This window comes from Roseovarius sp. SCSIO 43702 (assembly GCF_019599045.1).
In the GTDB taxonomy this organism is placed as follows: Bacteria; Pseudomonadota; Alphaproteobacteria; order Rhodobacterales; family Rhodobacteraceae; genus Roseovarius.
On the sequence record NZ_CP080623.1, the window covers coordinates 3290580 to 3307171 of the forward strand.

Sequence of the window (16592 nt, forward strand, 5' to 3'; positions counted from 1 at the left end):
GGCCGTGGCGTCATGGCGGGGCGGACGCGATGGACCGCCCCGCCAAGCGGATCAGAAACCCGCCTTGATCTGCTCGAACGTGGCGTTCATCTTCGATTCCCACTCCTGCGTTTGCGGGATCTGGAAATGGCCCGCGCTCAGGATCTCGGTGGGATCCTTGCTCAGGCCGAGACCCGTCAGCGTCTCCTCGTCGAACTCGTCATAGGTCTTGGCGTTCGAGTGGCCGTAGCCGTAATCGCCCACCAGGAACTTGCCGGTCTCGACGCTGAGCAGCGAGTCGATCACGTCATAGGCCGCCTCGAGATTGGGCGCGTCCTTGTGGATCATCAGCCCGCAGACCCAGGTCAGCGCGCCCTCCTTGGGTTGCGCGAACTTGACCGGCACGCCCTCGTTCTGAAGCTCCACCGCCGACGAGTTCCACGTCAGCGCCGCGACAAGCTCGCCCGAGGCCAGCGCCTGTTCGAGGGTCGTCGTGTCGTCGGTATACATGCGGATCAGCGGCCGCTGCTCGCGCATGACCGCGCCGATCTTCTCGAACGCCTCGTCGGTGTCGAGCTGATCGAACGGCACACCCGCCTTGATCGCGCCGACCCACCACGCATCGGCTCCCGCGCCGAGGCTGCCGAGACGCCCCTCGTAGCGCTTGTCCCAGAGCATGTCCCAGCTTTCCTCGCCCTCGAGCTCGAAAAGGTCCGTGCGGTAGGTGATCGAGCTTTGGCCCCAGTCGAAGGGAATCATCCAGTTGCCACCACCCTCGGCATCGTTGCCCTGGAGGTCGATGAGCTCGGGGATGATGTCCGCGCCATGTGTCAGGCGCGAGCGGTCGACGGGCTGGAACAGGCCCGAGGCCGCCCAGCGCGGCACCGACTGGTTGCAGGGGTGCGACACGTCCACGACGAAGCCGCCGCGGATCTTGGTGAGCGCCTCCTCGGACGCGCCGAAAATGGCGAAATCGGGGTTCTCGCCGCCATGCTTCTCGCGGTATTCGGCAAAGAACTCGGGGATATCGTAGCCGCCCCAGGTGAAATAGGTCGCCTGATCGCCTTCCGCCGCGCGCAGCGCCTTGGCCCCCAGCGGCACCGTGGCCATGCCCACGCCCGCGGCCATCAACGAGCGGGTAAAGGCGCGGCGGCTCATCTTGCCTTCGCGGACCGCACCCAGTTGATCCAGAACATCCATGTCGTAACTCCCTGTTATGTCGCGGCCGGCGTCTCCCGGCCCCTGGTCTCCGTCAGTGCGGATGCCCGCGCTGGCGGCCTGTTGTGGAAAACCGGCACGGCCCTCCCTGACCGCCCGATTGAATACTCATTCAATTCGGTGTAACCCCGCCCTGTCAAGAAAACTTTTCCCGGCGCGGGTGCGCGCCGCCACCTGCACACGCATCGCCCGGACCCGGTTCGCGCCATGCGGGAGGGTCACGATGTTGCACATGCCCGCCGATCCCCTGCCCGACGAGGCGCTCGTGATCGACACGCCGCGCCTTCGCCTGCGGCCCTATGCGCAGACCGACCTCGCGCTCGCCACCGCCACGCTCACCGACCCCCGTGTCACGCGCTATGTCTGCGATCCCAAGACCCCCGCCGAGGTGGCCGCGCTCATGCCGCTCATCACGCGGCGCGGCGCGGGCGGCCGCCTCGGCATGTGGGCGGTCGAGCGCCGCGACACCGGCGCGACGATCGGGGACGGCATCCTGACCCCCCTGCCCATCGACGCGCCGGATACGGACTGGGCCTCGCTCGACCCCGGCCGCTACCCCGATGCCGAGATCGAGGTGGGCTACATGCTCCTGCCCGAGGCCTGGGGCCAGGGCTTCGCCACCGAGATCTGCACCGCGCTCCTGCGCTTCGCCTTCACCCGCACGGCGCTTGCTGAAATCGTCGCCATCACCGACCCCGACAACGCCGCGTCCCAGCGCGTCCTCGTCAAGTCCGGCATGATCCCCGAAGGCGCGCGCCGCGCCTATGGCGAGACCTGCCCGGCCTTCCGGCTCACCCGCGACCAGTGGCACGACGGGGCGACGCAGCCGGAGCCCTGAAAGAACGTCGTCCCGCAACGCGAAGCGGGCCGCCCCACCGGAACGGCCCGCCACAGATCACCGCTTGCGCGACCTCACTTCTTCAGGTTGGTCCAGATCTGGTCATAGACCTTCTGGGTCTCCTCGTCGCAGACCTCGATGAACTCCGACTTCATGCCCTCCGGCGGGTTCTGCTCGGGCATGGTCTTGAGCTCCTCGTCGAGATACTCGTCCACGCCCTTCACGCCCGCCTTGTAGCGCGCGTAATTCGTGATCGCGCCGGCGTTCTCGGGCTCGAGGATGAAATCCATGAACTTGAGCGCATTCTCGCGGTTGGGCGCGTCCTTGAGCAGGACGGCGTTGTCCATCCACACGATCATGCCCTGCTCAGGGTATGCGTATTCGACATTCGCCCCCTCCTCGCGCGCCTTGGCGCCGAACCCGTTCCAGATCATGCCCGCCGCCGCATCGCCCGAGACAAGCACCTCCTTCGCGGTGTCGGAGTTGAACGAGGCCCAGAACGGCTTGGCCGACAGCACCAGCTCGTTGAGCGCCTTGAGCTGGTCGCGATCCGTGGTGCATTGCGGAATGCCCAGGTGCAGCGACGCCAGCGTCAGCGTCTCGCCGGGCGTGTCGAGCACGTTGATCTTGCCCTTCAGCTCCTCCGGCGGGTTGAAGATGATGTCGGTGGTGTTGATGTCGCCGTCATAGACATCGCGGTTCACCATGAACGAGGTCGAGCCCCACTGGTAGGGGATCGAATGCTTGCGGCCCGGATCGAAGGGCGGATCGGCCCATTCCTCCTGGATGTTGTCCTTGTTCTCCAGCTCGCCCTCCTCGATCGTGTCGAGCAGGCCGTTATTGGCCATGATCTTGACCATGTAGTCGCCCGGAAACGCGATGTCGTAGGTGCCGATCGCGCCCGCCTTGAGCGACGCCAGAAGCGCCTCGTTCGAATCGAACGTGTCCATCGTGACGTCGACGTCGTATTCCTCCGAGAACTTGTCGAGGATCTCCTGCGGGATGTATTCGAACCAGTGATAGAGGACGAGCTCGCCCTCCGCCTGCGCCGCCGTCGCGCCAAGCGCGAGCGCCATGGCCGTCGCGGTGGTCTTCAGCATGATCTTCATGTCTTTCCTCCTTGTTGAACTTTTCTCTTTCGGATCAGGTGAGCCTGTCCTTCCGGCTCACGAAATACGAGATCGTGACCATCAGGATAGACACCCCCAGAAGCATGGTCGAGATCGCCATGATGTTGGGCTTGATCCCCTGTTTCACCGCGCCGAAGATCGCCGTGGGCAGGGTCTCGACCCCGGCGCCCTTGACGAAGTTGGTGATGATGAAATCGTCGAGCGAGATGATGAAGGCCAGCAGGAAGCCCGAGATGATCCCCGGCATCATCATCGGCAGCAGGATGCGCGTGAAGGCCTGCCGCTTGGTCGCGTAGAGGTCGAGCGCGGCCTGCTCGTAGGTATCCTCGATCCCCTGCATCCGCGCCGCGATGGGCATGTAGGCGAAGGGGATGCAGAACGCGATATGCGCCAGCAGGATCGTCAGGTATCCGCGCGTGAACCCGATCGCGTTGAAGAAGATGAGCGTCGCCACCGCCGTGACGATCTCGGGCACCATGAGCGGCATGCTGATCAGGCCGAGCGACAGCATCCGCACCCGGAACTGCCCGCCCCGGACGATGGACGTGGCCGCCAGCGTCGCGATGATCGTGGCCGTCGCCGCCGCCGTGATCGCGATGGTGAAGCTGTTCCACGCGGCAAGCTTGTATTTCTCCGATTCCGGCCCGGTGAACACGTCCACGTACCACCGCAGGCTGATCCCCTCCCAGTTGGTGATCGAACGGCTGTCGTTGAACGAGTAGATCGTCACCACCACCAGCGGCGCATAGAGGATGACGAGGCACAGGATCGTCATCGGCAGGAAGCCGGTATAGCGCTTGATGTCGTTGCGCGCGGCCATCACGTCGCCTCCTTCTGCGCGCGCGCCTGGTAGCGGGCGAAGACGATGAGAATGATCAGCACCGAACTCAGCAGGATCATCGATGCCGCCGCGCCGAAGGGCCAGTTGCCCGCGTTGCCCTTGAACTGCTCCTCGATGAGCGAGCCGATCATGAAGTTCTTGGCACCGCCCAGCAGGTCCGGCGCGAGGAACGAGCCCAGCGACGGCACGAAGACCAGGATGCAGCCCGCGATCACGCCGGGCTTCACCGCCGGAAGCAGGATGCGGCGCAACGTGACCCACTTGCTCGCGTAGAGGTCCGCCGCCGCCTCGCTCAGCGCGAAATTGTAGCGCTCCACGCTGGCATAGATGGGCAGCACCATGAAGGGCAGGTAGCTGTAGAACAGGCCGAGCTGCACCGCGAAATTGGTGTTCACGATCCGCAGGGGATCGTCGATGAGACCCGTGGCCAGCAGCAGATCGTTCACCGGCCCGTTGTCACGCAGCATGAACTTCATCGACACCGTGCGGATCAGGAGGTTCACCCAGTAGGGAATCGTGATGAGAAAGACCCAGACCGGCCGCACGTTCTCGGGCCGCGTCGCGATGAAATAGGCGGTGGGAAAGCCGATGACGAGGCTGAGCAGCGTCGCCGCCCCCGCCTGCCAGATCGACCGCCAGAAGATGTTGATATAGGTCCACTCGATCTGGCACGGCTCGTCGCCGAAGAGCCCCCGGCTACAGAAGAACTGGTCATAGGCGGCCAGGCTGAACTCCCAGATGACGCCGCCCCGGAATTCCTTGGTGAGGAACGAGTAGACGAGCATCATCAGCACCGGGATCAGCACGATGCACACCAGCACCACCCAGGACGGCAGCAAGAGCCAATAGCGCGCCTCCGCGTAGGTGTCCGTCCGCGCCGTTCCGCCCGTGGCCGCCCCTCCCGCCATCAGTCCACCAGGAGGCGCGCGGCCCCCCGCTCCATGTTGACATAGGCCGTGGCCCCCGGCTCGAAGATGCGCTTCGTGCCGCGATCCGAGTTCGACGTGCGCACCGAGATGACCGGCCCGTCCTCGAGGTCGAGCACCGTCTGGATATCCGTCCCGATGAAGATGTTGTGCCGCACGGTGCCCTTGAGGCTCTCGTCCTCGACCGGCGCGTCCGAGAGGTAAAGCCGCTCGGGCCGCACCGACAGGTGCACCTCGCGCCCCGCATCCACCCCCTCGACCGCGTCGCAGGTGAGCGCGTGCCCGCCGCCCAGGTGGCATTCCGCCCGGCCGCCCTCGACCCGGTCCACCGTGACCTCCAGAAGGTTCGTCTCGCCGATGAAATCGGCAACGAACATGTTGTGCGGCCGCTCGTAGATGTCGCGCGCATCGCCAAGCTGCTGCAACTCGCCCGCCGACATGACCGCGATCCGGTCCGACATGGTCAGCGCCTCTTCCTGGTCATGGGTCACGAAGATGAAGGTGATCCCCGTCTCGCGCTGGATCTCCTTCAGCTCGAAGCGCATCGCCTGCCGGAGCTTGAGATCGAGCGCCGACAGCGGCTCGTCCAGCAACAGCACCTTCGGATCCGGCGCCAGCGCCCGCGCCAGCGCCACGCGCTGCTGCTGCCCGCCCGAAAGCTGGCCGGGCTTGCGGTTCGCGAATTGCGACAGTTGCACCAGTTCGAGCATCTCGCCCGCCCGCCGCCGCGCCTCCGCCTTCCCGGTGCCCTTCATCTCGAGGCCGAAGCTCACGTTGTCTAGCACTGTCATCAGCGGGAAGAGCGCGTAGTTCTGGAACACCGTGTTCACCGGGCGCTTGTTCGGCGGCAGCGTCTCGATCTCGTCCCCGAAGAGGAAGATGGCCCCCTCGGTCACGTCCTCGAATCCCGCGATCATGCGCAGGAGCGTGGTCTTGCCGCAGCCCGACGGCCCCAGGAGGGTGAAGAACTCGTTATCGCGGATCGACAACGAAATACGCTTGAGCGCGGTGAAATCGCCGTATCTCTTGACCGCGTCGCGCACGTCGACCGCAATCCTTTCGCCGTCCGTCACGCGGCTCTCCCCCTTCGCCATGTCTCTCCCTCTCGCCCCCTGTCCGGGCCTGCTCCACGCTCGGGCATCCGGCCGGGGACGTCAAGTTGTCGCACCCCTCCGGCGCGGCCCGGCAGAGCATATGGCCCCGCATCTCAAGGGAAAGTCGGCCTTGCGAAACCAATGGTTAGGCAGTCGCTAAGCCGGGTGCGGCCCGAAAACTGGGCGAGTCGCGCCTCATGGTGTATCGTCCCGGCGCATGACACAACCCAGGGGTGCCACCATGACCCGCCATGCCCGACTCACGCCGAAATCGGCCGGCTTCTCCATGCCCGCCGAATGGGCGCCCCACGCCCGGACGTGGATGATGTGGCCCTCCCGACCCGAGGTCTGGGACGACATGGCCGCCACCTGTCGCGCCTACACGGCCGTCGCCCATGCGATCCGCGACTGCGAGCCGCTCACCATGCTCGTCCGCCCCGAGGACGCCGCGACGGCCCGCGCCATGCTGGGCGCCGATATCGACCTGCTCGAGGCGCCCATCGACGACAGTTGGGCGCGCGACGCGGGGCCGTGCTTCCTGGTGAACGCGGCGGGCGAGCGCGCGGGCGTCTCCTTCCGCTTCAACGCCTGGGGCGGCAAGTATCACCCCCATGACGGCGACGATGCCGCGGGTTCCGTGATCCTCGACGCCGCCGGCGTCCGGGCCTTCGCCTCCGATCTCGTGGCCGAGGGCGGCGGCATCGCCGTGGATGGCGAGGGCACGATCCTCACCACCGAAAGCTGCTTTCCCAATGCCAACCGCAATCCCGACTGGACGCGCGACGCGATCGAGAGCGAACTGAAGGAGATGCTGGGCGGCGACAAGGTGATCTGGCTCCCCGGCAACGCGCTCGAGACCGAGACCGACGGGCATGTCGACGGCATCGCCGCCTTCGTGGCCCCCGGCGTCGTCATGGTCGAGGCGCTGACGCCCGATGCGGGCGAATGGCACCGCATCGCCGAGGACAACATCGCCGCGCTCACCGGCCAGACCGACGCACGGGGCCGCCCGATCACGCTCGTCCGCATCCCCGAGGCGTCCGACGCCGACAGCGGCGGACATGACGACCGGTTCTGCCGCAGCTACGTCAATTCCTACATCTGCAACGATGCCGTCATCATGCCCGAATACGGCATCCGCACCGATGACGAGGTGCGCGAGATCTTCGAGGGCCTCTTCCCCGCCCGCCGCATCCTCGGCGTCCCCGTCTCCGCCATCGCCATCGGCGGCGGCGGCATCCACTGCATCACCCAGCAGGAGCCGGCGGGGCGGGGGTGATCCGAAACGGTCGTGAAATTTCGCCCTAAAATTTCACGATATTCACATCAGCATACCTGACCTTTCCCGACCGCGCGCACCGTTAAACCGGCCTCCGGACCGCCTGCGCACCGACGCGATACCGACGTGGATACCGACGTGGATACCGACGTTGCGAAATGCTCCCGTAACCCCTGTTAACCAAGGCCCCGCGCGCCGATTCGCGGTACGAGACCCGCACATGCCGTCCCGGTCCGTTAACATCCCGTCAGGACGGGTTAATCCCGCGCGCCGCGTCGCGGCAGCCGGTCCCGCACCAGCGCGTGCCAGAACGCGGCGCCGATGGGCAGCAGCGCGTCGTTGAAATCATAGTCCGGCGCGTGCAGCGGCCGCCCGTGCGCGCCCGTCTCGCCATTGCCCAGAAGCAGCAGGCACCCCGGCACGCGCGCCGTGAACTGCCCGAAATCCTCCGAGAAGCTCATCGGCTCGCGATCCGCGATCACGGTCAGGCCCTCGGCCCGCGCCGCGCGCAGCACGGCCTCGGTCGGGCCGGCCGCGTTGATCGCCTCGACGAAGGCCGCCTCGAAACCGAAGCCCGCCCTCACCCCGTGCGCCGCCGCCACGCCCTCGACGATCCGCCGCATGAACCCCGCGACCGCCACCCGGTCATCGGGCACCCTTGCGCGCACGTCACCCCGCAGCACCGCGCGCCCCGGCAGCACGTTGCGCGCACCATCGGTCTCGATCTCGGTCACTGACACCACGACCCCCGCGCCGGGGGCCATGCGCCGCGCCACCACCGTCTGGAGCGCAAGGACGATCTCGGCGGCCACGGTCATCACCTCGGCCCCCGCCTGCGGCATCGAGGCATGTCCGCCCTGCCCCTCGAGCGTGATCTCGAACAGGCTTTCCGACGCGCAGATCTGCCCCACCCGCGTCGACACCTCGCCCAGAGGCGCGCCCGGCAGGTTGTGGATCGCGTAGACCTCGCTCATCGGGAACCGCTCCAGCAAACCCGCCTCGATCATCGCCTGCGCGCCCCGCCCGTTCTCCTCGTCCGGCTGGAACAGGAACACGACCCGGCCGTCGAAATCGCGCGCCCGGGCCAGCCGCTCGGCCGCGCCCAGAAGCATCGTCATGTGCCCGTCATGCCCGCAGCCATGCATCCGGCCCGGCACCTCGCTCGCGTGGTCGCGCGCGCCCGTCTCGGAGATGGGCAGCGCGTCCATGTCGGCACGCAACCCGATCGTGTCGTTGCCCCGCCCGGCGCTCAGCACGCCCACGACGCTCACCCCGTCCTCGTGCACCTCGACCCCCAGCTCGCGCAGCCGCTCGGCCACCCGCGCCCGCGTCTCGGTCAGGTCGAACCCCGTCTCGGGCCGGCGATGGAACGCCCGGCGCATCGCGGTCAGCCTGTCGGCGAAATCGGTCATCCATCCTCTCCGTCCGGGGGCGTCTCGACGCGCGGCTCGCTCCCCAGTTCCTCCATCAGGCGCAACACCTCCTCGCGCCACGCCGCGCGCATCGTCTCGGCCAAGACCGAGACCGGGCGGAACCGCGGCGCGAGAATCGCATAGCGATAGCGAAGGTCCTCGGCCAGCGGACGGATGGTCACATCCGCCATCGCAGCGCCCGCCGCGTTAACATGTGCAACGGTCAGAGGGTCAAGGATCGCGCAACATTTTGCGGCTATCACGAATTGCAGGATGGGCAGGAAGGTCTGGCTTTCGATCACCGGGCGGAACCGCAGCCCCCTGGCCCCGAACGCCTCGAGCACCTCGCGCTGATGCACATGCCCCGCCTGCAGCGCGCCCATCGGCATGCCGTCGAGATCGGCAAGCGAAACGGCGCGCGCCTCCGCCAGCGGATGCGTCCCGTGGACCGCGACGAAACACCGGCCCGACAGGATCTCGGCGTCGTAGAGGGTCTCGGCCTCGGGGGTGTCCTGTGCGTCGGCAAAGGCGAAGTCGATGCTCTGCGCCCGCGCCAGCTCGGCGATCTGAACCGAACTGCGCGCCGAGAGCGACACGGTGATCTCCGCGTCCTCCTTCATGTGCCGCGCGACGAAGCGCGGGAACAGCATCGACACCGGCCCCGGCATCGCCGCGATGCTGAGCGCCCCCGCCCGCCCCTCGCGCAGGCTCTGCATCGTATGGCGCACCCGGCTCATCTGGCTCAGAAGCGCGCTCGCCTCGGTCAGCAGGTAATGCGCCTCCGGCACGGGCTTGAGCTTGCGCCCGTCGCGCTGAAAGAGGGTCAGCCCAAGCTGATCCTCCAGCGCCCGGATCGCCGCGCTCACCGCCGGCTGGGTGCGCCCCAGCTTCTGCGCCGCGTCGGAAAGCGAGGCCGAGGTCATGGCCGCGTGAAAGGCTGTAAGCTGCGAGAAATTCATCCCGAAATGATAACCCAATTCTATCGAAACAAAAGATATTCAAATTTGCATTTATTCCGCCCTCCGTTACGGTGAGCGGGATGACTCGTGGCCCATGCCACTCATTTGGGAGGAAAATATGACGTTATTCTCGAAACTTACCGGGGCGGCCCTCGCGCTCGGGTTGACCGCGGGCGCCGGTCTCGCGCAGGAACCCACCTTCTTCCGCATCGGCACCGGCAGCGCGGGCGGCACCTACTTCCCCATCGGCGGGACCATCGCCAACGGCATCTCCTCGCCCCCGGGCTCGCGCCCCTGCGAGGAAGGCGGCCAGTGCGGCGTGCCGGGTCTCATCGCCATCGCGCAATCCACCACCGCCTCGGTCTTCAACAACACCGCCGTCCAGAACGGTGAGCTCGAGGCCGGCCTCGCCGCCGCCGACGTGACCCGCGAGCAGTATCTCGGCGAAGGCACGTTCGAGGGCAAGCCGCACGAGAAGCTGCGCATCGTCGCCAACCTCTATCCCGAGGATCTGCACCTCGTCCTGCCCGAGGGCCAGTCGATCGAAAGCCTCGCCGACCTCGAGGGCAAGCGCGTGGGCATCGCACAGGCCGGGTCGGGCACGCAGGTCGCCGTGCTCAAGATGCTCGAACTCTGGGGCGTCAACCGCGACAACATGGACGAGGCCGAACTGAACAACAGCCAGTCCGCCGAACGCCTCGCCGACGGTCAGCTCGACGCCTATTTCTACGCCGCCGGCTGGCCCGTCGCCGCGATGGTGCAACTGGCCACCACCAAGGGGATGGAACTGCACAGCTTCTCCGAGGAGGATCTCCAGAAGATCAACGAGGCCATCCCGGCCTACATCCCGTCCACGATCCCCGCGGGCGTCTACGAAGGCGTCGATTACGAAGTGAAAACGCCCGCCGTGTCGGCCCTTCTGATCGTGTCCTCCGACCTCGACGAGGACCTGGTCTACGGCATCACCGAGGCGCTCTGGAACGACAACACGCGCAACCTTCTCGACAACGGTCATGCCAAGGGCAAGCAGATCACCCTCGATACGGCGCTCGACGGGGTCATGAACCTCGGCGTGCCGCTTCATCCGGGGGCCGAGAGGTTCTACAAGGAAAAAGGCATGATCGAGTGATCCGGCCTGCCTGACGATCGGCGAGGGGGCGGCGCGCGTGACACGTGCCGCCCCTTTCCGTCTCGGGCACCGGCAAAAGCACAAGCGGGAGGGGCAAGCCATGACGAACGGCAGCAAGGACGTGGCCGAGGAACTGACAGCCGAAGAGCTTTCGGCCATCGAGCAGAAATACGACGAGGGCGCCGCCACGCGCTCGGTCAGCCCCCGCTTCGCCGCCTTCCTGCGCTACGTGGCGCTGACCTTCGCGGTCTATCACTACCTCACCGCCGGCTTCGCCCTCCCGGCCGATTTCTGGCACATGGGCTGGCACCTGTCGGGCCTCTTCATCCTCATCTACGCGCTCTACCCGCTGGTCAAGACGCGCACCGCCTTCGATCTCAACACCGGCGCGCTGCGCCTCGGCGGGGTGCCGTTCTTCGACGTGATCCTGATGGTGCTGGGCGTCGCGGCCTCGCTCTACGTGGGGCTCGCGTGGCGCGGCATTCCGGCGCTGGGGATCGAGGAAATGACCTTCCGCATGGGCAATCCGAACGGCTATGACATGCTTTTCGGCGTGATCCTCATCGTGCTCGTGCTCGACATCGCGCGGCGGACGCTGGGCTGGATCCTGCCCGCCATCATCTGCCTTTTCATCTCCTACGCGCTTTTCGGCCCCTATTTTCCGGGCATCCTTCAGCATCCCGGCGTCAAGCCCAACACCTTCGTCAGCTCGATGTATTTCCCGCAGGAGGGGATTTTCGGCGTCACGCTCTGGGTGGTCTCGACCATCGTGTTCCACTTCGTGCTCTTCGGCGTCATCGCGCAGCGCACGGGTCTGGGGCAGCTCTTCATCGACAACGCCACCATCCTCGCCGGGCGCTACACGGGCGGACCGGCCAAGGTTTCGGTGGTCTCCTCGGCCTTCTTCGGCACGATCTCCGGCTCCTCGGTGGCCAACACCGTCTCGACGGGCGCGCTCACCATTCCCAACATGAAGCGCCTGGGCTATCCGGGCCACTTCGCGGGCGGGGTCGAGGCCGCGGCCTCGGCCGGCGGGCAGATCACGCCGCCCATCATGGGCGCGGCGGCCTTCATCATGGCCGAGTTCCTCGAACTGCCCTACACCACCATCGTCATCGCGGCGATCTTCCCGGCGCTCCTGCATTACGTCGGCGTCTTCGCCGTGGTCCACCTGATGGCGCGCAAGCTGGGTCTCCAGGGTCTCGCGAAGGAAGCACTGCCCAAGCTGGGTGCGGTCTGGCGCGACGGCTGGGCCAATATCGTGCCGCTGGTGGGGCTTTTGGTGGTGCTCTTCTCGGGCTACACGCCCTACATGTCGGCCTTCTGCGGCATCTCGCTCGCGCTCATCGCGGGGATGAGCCGCTGGAAGGAGCCGCTGTCGCTGGTCTACATGGTCGGCTTCATCGCCTTCGTCATATGGAAATACATGGGCGGCGGGTTCGATTTCACCATGTCGGGGATCCTCGTCGCAGCCGCCCTTCTGGGCGCGCTCAACCCGCAGGACCGCATCGGCCTGAAAGAGATGGGCGATACGTTCGAGACGGGGGTGAAATACGCCCTCGCGGTGGGCGCGGCCTCGGCCGCGGTGGGCATCGTGATCGGTGTCATCAACACCACCGGCGTGGGTTTTCGCATCGGCTTCATGGTGACGCAGGCGGCGACCAACCTCGGCAACGACCTCGCACCCCTTTTCACCTACGGCGCGTTCGAGCTTTTCTCGGTGCAGGATCTCACGCTGTTCCTCAGCCTCGTCTTCATCGCGCTCGCCTGCATCCTGATGGGCGCGGGCGTGCCGACGACGGCGCTCTACATCATGCTCGTCTCCGTGGCGCAGCCCGCGCTGGCACAGCTCGGTATCCCGCCCATCGCAAGCCACATGTTCGTCCTCTACTACGGCGTCGTGGCCGAGATCACGCCACCCGTCTGCACCTCGGCCTACGCCGCCGCCGCCATCGCCAACTCGAACCCGTTCCGCACCGGCATCTCGGCCTTCACGCTGGGGCTGGGCAAGGTCGTGGCACCGATGGCCTTCGTCTATGCGCCGGTGCTTCTCATCGTATCCTCCACCGGCTTCGACCTGTGGGAGTTCACCTATACCGCGACCACCTGCATCATGGGCGTCATCGCGCTCTCGGCGGCCGTGGTGGGTTACTGGCTCACGCCCATGAACGTGGTGTTCCGCTGGCTCATGGGGTTCGCCGGGATCGTCTTCATCGCGCCCTCGCTCCAGGCCGATCTCGTGGCGCTCATCATCGCCGCGCCCGCGATCATCTCGCAGGTGATCGCCAAGCGCCGCGTCAACGCCGCGCCGGCCTGAGCCCATGGCGACGGACGCGCCCGTCACGGTGCTGGGGGCCGGTATCGTCGGCATCTGCACCGCCCTCTCGCTGGCGGAGCGCGGGGTGCCCGTGCGCCTCGTTGACAGGGGCGATCCGGGGCAGGAGACCTCCTACGGCAACGCGGGCGTCATCTCGCCCTGGTCGGTGATCCCGCAATCCATGCCGGGTCTCTGGCGCCAGGTGCCCCGGCTCATGTGGGGCCACCACCGCCCGTTGGGCGTGCGCCTCGGCTTCTGGCCGCGCATGATCCCCTGGGGGCTGCGCTTTCTCGCCAACGGTTCCGAGGCGCGGGTCCGCGAGGTGGCCGACGCGATGTCTGTCCTCTGCGCGCCTTCGGTCGATCTCTACCGCCGCCACCTCTCGGGCACCGGCCACGAGGGCCTTCTGGTCGACAGCAGCTATGTCCACGCCTTCCGCGAGTCTTCCCGCGCCACGCTCGACGCGCTCGACGCGCGCATCCGGATGGAAAAGGGCGCGCGACTCGAGATCATCGGCGCGGACGAACTCCGGCGGCTCGAACCCGCCCTATCGCCCCGGTTCGAGGCCGCGCTCCTGATCCATGGCCAGGCCCGCGCCCTCGCCCCCGGACGCATCGCCACGGTGCTGACCGACAAGGCGCGCGGCATGGGCGTCGAGGTGATCCGCTCCGAGACCCGCGCGCTCGTCCGCTCCGGCGAGGGCTGGCGGATCACCTGCGCCGATGGCACCTATGACGCCCCGCGCGTCGTCGTCTCGATGGGCGCCTGGTCCATGCGCCTCCTTGCGCCGCTGGGTCTCCGGCTCCCGCTCGTGGCCGAGCGTGGCTATCACGTCGAATTCGCCGACCCGGGGATCACCCTCGCGAACTCCGTCACCGACACGGACGCGAAATTCGTCGCAAGCTCCATGGAGGGCGGGTTGCGCGTCGCCGGTCAGGCCGAGTTCGGCCATGTCGACGCGCCCCCCGACCCGCGCAAGCACGCGCGCCTCATCCGCCTTGCGCAGGAGGCGCTGCCGGGGCTCGACACGGCGCGCCCGACCCTCTGGATGGGCCGCCGCCCCTCCTTCCCCGACAGCCTTCCGGTCCTCGGCGCCGTGCCGGGCCTGCCGGGGTTGCACGTCAATTTCGGACACTCGCATTACGGGCTGATGATGGCGCCGAAATCCGGCGAGATACTGGCCGAGATCCTCACCGGCACCACGCCCAACGCCCCGCTCGCCCCCTACCGGGCCGACCGCTTCGACCGAGCGGCGCGCGCGTCATGGACGTCTTGACGCGGGTTATCCGAGAACCGCGGGGAACCCCGGCGGCGGCTATGGGTAGGTATCAGGCAAGGCAGGAGGATGTCATGACCAAGTTCAAGGTCGGCGACCATGTGAAATGGAATTCCGAGGCGGGCTACGTGACCGGCAGGATCACGAAGATCCACACCAGCGATTTCGACTACAAGGGTCACACCCGGCGCGCCTCGAAAGAGGATCCGCAATACGAGATCGAGAGCGACAAGACCGATCATGTCGCGGCCCACAAGGAAGATACGCTGACGAAGATCGACTGATGGCGAGCGGCTTCCGCACCGTCGGTCATTCAAACCGGAGCTTGCAGGAATTCGTCGACATCCTGCGCGCCGCCGGGGTGCAGGTGATCGCGGACGTGCGCAGCTTTCCCCGGTCGCGCAGCAATCCCGCCTTCAATATCGACAGCCTGCCGGACGACCTTCGACGCTACCAGATCGGCTATCGTCACTTTCCAGATCTCGGCGGGCGGCGAAAGATCCAGCCCGAGGTTCCGGATACGCTGAATGCGTTCTGGCGGAACCGCAGTTTTCACAATTACGCGGATTACGCGCTGTCCGATCGGTTCGGCCGGTCCTACGACGAGCTTCTCGAGCTCGGCCGGGACCGTCGGGTTGCCATCATGTGTTCGGAGGCCGTCTGGTGGCGGTGCCACCGCCGCATCATCGCGGACTACCTTCTTCTCGACGGGAAGGACGTCTTTCACCTGATGGGAAACAAGCGCGAGGAGACCGCCACTCCCACGCCCTCGGCCACCAGGACCGGGGACGGAAAGGTGATCTATCCCGCCGCTGCCGCGGATACGCCCTCATAGACCCCCGCACTCCCCCGGACGCGCCCTACCGTCGAGCGATGGCAAACGGCGTCTGCCGGGCCACCACAGCCTGGAGGCTCAGGCTGGCCGCGGCCTCAACCGCAATTCGGCGGCGCGCGCATGGCCCTCCATCCCCTCGACCCGGCTGATGCGCGCGGTGCGCAAGGCCAGCTCGTGCGAGGCCGCCGCGTTGCAGCGCTGCCATGTCACCGTCTTGGTGAACTTGTGAACCGATAGCCCGCCGGTATAGCGCGCCGCGCCGCTGGTCGGCAGGACGTGGTTGGGGCCCGAGGTCTTGTCGCCGAACGCAACGGTGGTTCCATCCCCCAGAAAGAGCGAACCATAGGCCGTGAGCCGGCCCAGCCACCACTCCAGGCCCTCGGCCTGCACCTGCAAATGTTCGGGCGCGTAGCGATCCGCCACCCGGGCGGCCTCTTCGCGGGTGTCGCACAGGATCACCTCGGCGCGTTCGGCCCAGGCGGTGCGGGCGGCGCCTGCGTTCGGTGCGGGCAGGCTGTCGATCACGGACGGCACTCGGGCCATCACATCCTCCGCCAGCGCCCGGTCGGTGGTTACCAGCCAGACGGGGCTGTCCGCCCCATGCTCGGCCTGGCTGATCAGGTCCCAGGCGACGGTTTCGGCAGAGGCGGTGTGATCGGCGACGACCAGCGAATCCGTCGGCCCCGCGAACATGTCGATGCCGATTTCGCCGAACAGCATACGCTTGGCCTCGGCGACATAGCTGTTGCCGGGACCGACGAGGATATCGGCGGGCCTGCCCCCGAAGAGACCTCTGGCCATGGCGGCAATCCCCTGCACGCCGCCCAGATTCAGGATCAGGTCGGCGCCGCAAAGATCCATGGCGAAGACGATGGCGTCGGGGATGCCGATCTCGGCGCGGGTCGGCGACACGGCGGTGATATGCGGCACGCCCGCGACCTTGGCCGTGGTGATCGTCATCAGCGCGCTGGCAATATGGCTGTAGCGCCCGCCGGGCACGTAGCAGCCGGCGCTTGAGACCGGGATCTGCTTTTGACCGGCGATGAGGCCCGGCATGACCTCGACCTCGCACTCGCCCATCGTCGCCTTCTGCGCCTCCGCAAAGCGCTGGATGTTCGCCTGCGCAAAGCGGATGTCGGCCTTCAGGTCTTCCGGCACACGGGCGCAGGCGGCGCGGCGGGCCTCTTCCGACAGAACGATCTCGCCGGTCCAACCGTCCAGTTTCCGTGCGTAATCGCGCGCCGCCGCCTCGCCCTCGCGCGCGATATTGGCCAGCATGATGGCGACGATGTCCCGAATATCCTTGTTCTCGGTCGCAGGGCGGGCATCGGCGGATTTCAGATAGGTGATGGCCATGGC

General features: G+C 66.9%; 15 protein-coding genes. 7 read left to right on the forward strand and 8 right to left on the reverse strand.

From position 1 onward, the window contains the following. Positions 1–51: 51 nt before the first annotated feature. Positions 52–1179, reverse strand: a complete 1128-nt coding sequence (locus tag K1T73_RS16140; RefSeq protein WP_220601682.1) for a PotD/PotF family extracellular solute-binding protein — start codon at positions 1177–1179, stop codon at positions 52–54. 241 nt (positions 1180–1420) lie between these two features. On the opposite strand from K1T73_RS16140, the gene K1T73_RS16145 reads away from it, so the two are divergent. Next, positions 1421–2035, forward strand: a complete 615-nt coding sequence (locus K1T73_RS16145; RefSeq protein WP_220601683.1) for a GNAT family N-acetyltransferase — start codon at positions 1421–1423, stop codon at positions 2033–2035. 74 nt (positions 2036–2109) lie between these two features. Here the strand turns inward: K1T73_RS16145 and K1T73_RS16150 are convergent, their stop codons facing one another. Genes K1T73_RS16150 through K1T73_RS16165 form a run of 4 tightly spaced genes read right to left on the reverse strand, consistent with a single transcriptional unit; the run spans position 2110 to position 6026 of the window. Next, a complete protein-coding gene (locus K1T73_RS16150) occupies positions 2110–3144 on the reverse strand; it encodes an extracellular solute-binding protein (protein ID WP_220601684.1) in 1035 nt (344 codons plus the stop codon). Positions 3145–3178: 34 nt separating this feature from the next. Then, positions 3179–3985: an ABC transporter permease gene (locus K1T73_RS16155; protein ID WP_220601685.1), complete on the reverse strand. Its 807-nt coding sequence runs from the start codon at positions 3983–3985 to the stop codon at positions 3179–3181. Then, positions 3985–4914 carry an ABC transporter permease gene (locus K1T73_RS16160; RefSeq protein WP_220601686.1) on the reverse strand — a complete coding sequence of 310 codons (930 nt, stop codon included), beginning with the start codon at positions 4912–4914 and terminating at the stop codon, positions 3985–3987. Before K1T73_RS16160 ends, K1T73_RS16155 begins: the two co-directional genes overlap by 1 nt. Beyond that, on the reverse strand, positions 4914–6026 hold the full coding sequence (locus K1T73_RS16165) for an ABC transporter ATP-binding protein (protein ID WP_220601687.1): 1113 nt from the start codon (positions 6024–6026) through the stop codon (positions 4914–4916). Before K1T73_RS16165 ends, K1T73_RS16160 begins: the two co-directional genes overlap by 1 nt. Before the next feature lie 241 nt (positions 6027–6267). Here K1T73_RS16165 and K1T73_RS16170 point away from each other — a divergent pair, with 241 nt between their 5' ends. After that, positions 6268–7305, forward strand: a complete 1038-nt coding sequence (locus K1T73_RS16170) for an agmatine/peptidylarginine deiminase (RefSeq protein ID WP_220601688.1) — start codon at positions 6268–6270, stop codon at positions 7303–7305. A 257-nt stretch (positions 7306–7562) separates the two neighbouring features. On the opposite strand, the gene K1T73_RS16175 is transcribed toward K1T73_RS16170, so the two are convergent. Together K1T73_RS16175 and K1T73_RS16180 are read right to left on the reverse strand one after the other, a co-directional pair. Then, on the reverse strand, positions 7563–8717 hold the full coding sequence (locus K1T73_RS16175) for an amidohydrolase (protein WP_220601689.1): 1155 nt from the start codon (positions 8715–8717) through the stop codon (positions 7563–7565). Beyond that, the gene (locus tag K1T73_RS16180) at positions 8714–9676 is read right to left on the reverse strand and encodes a LysR family transcriptional regulator (protein ID WP_220601690.1); all 963 of its coding nucleotides are present in this window, start codon (positions 9674–9676) and stop codon (positions 8714–8716) included. Before K1T73_RS16180 ends, K1T73_RS16175 begins: the two co-directional genes overlap by 4 nt. 118 nt (positions 9677–9794) lie before the next feature. Here K1T73_RS16180 and K1T73_RS16185 point away from each other — a divergent pair, with 118 nt between their 5' ends. The 5 genes from K1T73_RS16185 (at position 9795) to K1T73_RS16205 (ending at position 15233) form a co-directional block, all read left to right on the forward strand. Next, positions 9795–10805, forward strand: a complete 1011-nt coding sequence (locus K1T73_RS16185; RefSeq protein WP_220601691.1) for a TAXI family TRAP transporter solute-binding subunit — start codon at positions 9795–9797, stop codon at positions 10803–10805. 100 nt (positions 10806–10905) lie between these two features. Next, a complete protein-coding gene (locus K1T73_RS16190) occupies positions 10906–13122 on the forward strand; it encodes a TRAP transporter fused permease subunit (RefSeq protein WP_220601692.1) in 2217 nt (738 codons plus the stop codon). A 4-nt stretch (positions 13123–13126) separates the two neighbouring features. Then, positions 13127–14398 (forward strand): FAD-binding oxidoreductase, encoded by a 1272-nt coding sequence (locus K1T73_RS16195; protein ID WP_220601693.1) that lies wholly within the window; start codon positions 13127–13129, stop codon positions 14396–14398. A gap of 74 nt (positions 14399–14472) precedes the next feature. Then, entirely contained in the window at positions 14473–14682 is a 210-nt protein-coding gene (locus K1T73_RS16200) for a DUF2945 domain-containing protein (RefSeq protein ID WP_220601694.1), read from the forward strand. Beyond that, positions 14682–15233, forward strand: a complete 552-nt coding sequence (locus K1T73_RS16205; RefSeq protein ID WP_220601695.1) for a DUF488 family protein — start codon at positions 14682–14684, stop codon at positions 15231–15233. Before K1T73_RS16200 ends, K1T73_RS16205 begins: the two co-directional genes overlap by 1 nt. A 78-nt stretch (positions 15234–15311) precedes the next feature. On the opposite strand, the gene hisD is transcribed toward K1T73_RS16205, so the two are convergent. After that, the gene (hisD, locus tag K1T73_RS16210; protein ID WP_220601696.1) at positions 15312–16589 is read right to left on the reverse strand and encodes a histidinol dehydrogenase; all 1278 of its coding nucleotides are present in this window, start codon (positions 16587–16589) and stop codon (positions 15312–15314) included. Positions 16590–16592: the final 3 nt, after the last annotated feature.

Excerpts from the sequence above, each read along its gene's own strand:
- K1T73_RS16140 (WP_220601682.1), bottom strand. The coding sequence starts at position 1,179 with ATGGATGTTCTGGATCAACTGGGTGCGGTCCGCGAAGGCAAGATGAGC.
- K1T73_RS16145 (WP_220601683.1), top strand. The coding sequence starts at position 1,421 with ATGTTGCACATGCCCGCCGATCCCCTGCCCGACGAGGCGCTCGTGATC.
- K1T73_RS16150 (WP_220601684.1), bottom strand. The coding sequence starts at position 3,144 with ATGAAGATCATGCTGAAGACCACCGCGACGGCCATGGCGCTCGCGCTT.
- K1T73_RS16155 (WP_220601685.1), bottom strand. The coding sequence starts at position 3,985 with ATGGCCGCGCGCAACGACATCAAGCGCTATACCGGCTTCCTGCCGATG.
- K1T73_RS16160 (WP_220601686.1), bottom strand. The coding sequence starts at position 4,914 with ATGGCGGGAGGGGCGGCCACGGGCGGAACGGCGCGGACGGACACCTAC.
- K1T73_RS16165 (WP_220601687.1), bottom strand. The coding sequence starts at position 6,026 with ATGGCGAAGGGGGAGAGCCGCGTGACGGACGGCGAAAGGATTGCGGTC.
- K1T73_RS16170 (WP_220601688.1), top strand. The coding sequence starts at position 6,268 with ATGACCCGCCATGCCCGACTCACGCCGAAATCGGCCGGCTTCTCCATG.
- K1T73_RS16175 (WP_220601689.1), bottom strand. The coding sequence starts at position 8,717 with ATGACCGATTTCGCCGACAGGCTGACCGCGATGCGCCGGGCGTTCCAT.
- K1T73_RS16180 (WP_220601690.1), bottom strand. The coding sequence starts at position 9,676 with ATGAATTTCTCGCAGCTTACAGCCTTTCACGCGGCCATGACCTCGGCC.
- K1T73_RS16185 (WP_220601691.1), top strand. The coding sequence starts at position 9,795 with ATGACGTTATTCTCGAAACTTACCGGGGCGGCCCTCGCGCTCGGGTTG.
- K1T73_RS16190 (WP_220601692.1), top strand. The coding sequence starts at position 10,906 with ATGACGAACGGCAGCAAGGACGTGGCCGAGGAACTGACAGCCGAAGAG.
- K1T73_RS16195 (WP_220601693.1), top strand. The coding sequence starts at position 13,127 with ATGGCGACGGACGCGCCCGTCACGGTGCTGGGGGCCGGTATCGTCGGC.
- K1T73_RS16200 (WP_220601694.1), top strand. The coding sequence starts at position 14,473 with ATGACCAAGTTCAAGGTCGGCGACCATGTGAAATGGAATTCCGAGGCG.
- K1T73_RS16205 (WP_220601695.1), top strand. The coding sequence starts at position 14,682 with ATGGCGAGCGGCTTCCGCACCGTCGGTCATTCAAACCGGAGCTTGCAG.
- hisD (WP_220601696.1), bottom strand. The coding sequence starts at position 16,589 with ATGGCCATCACCTATCTGAAATCCGCCGATGCCCGCCCTGCGACCGAG.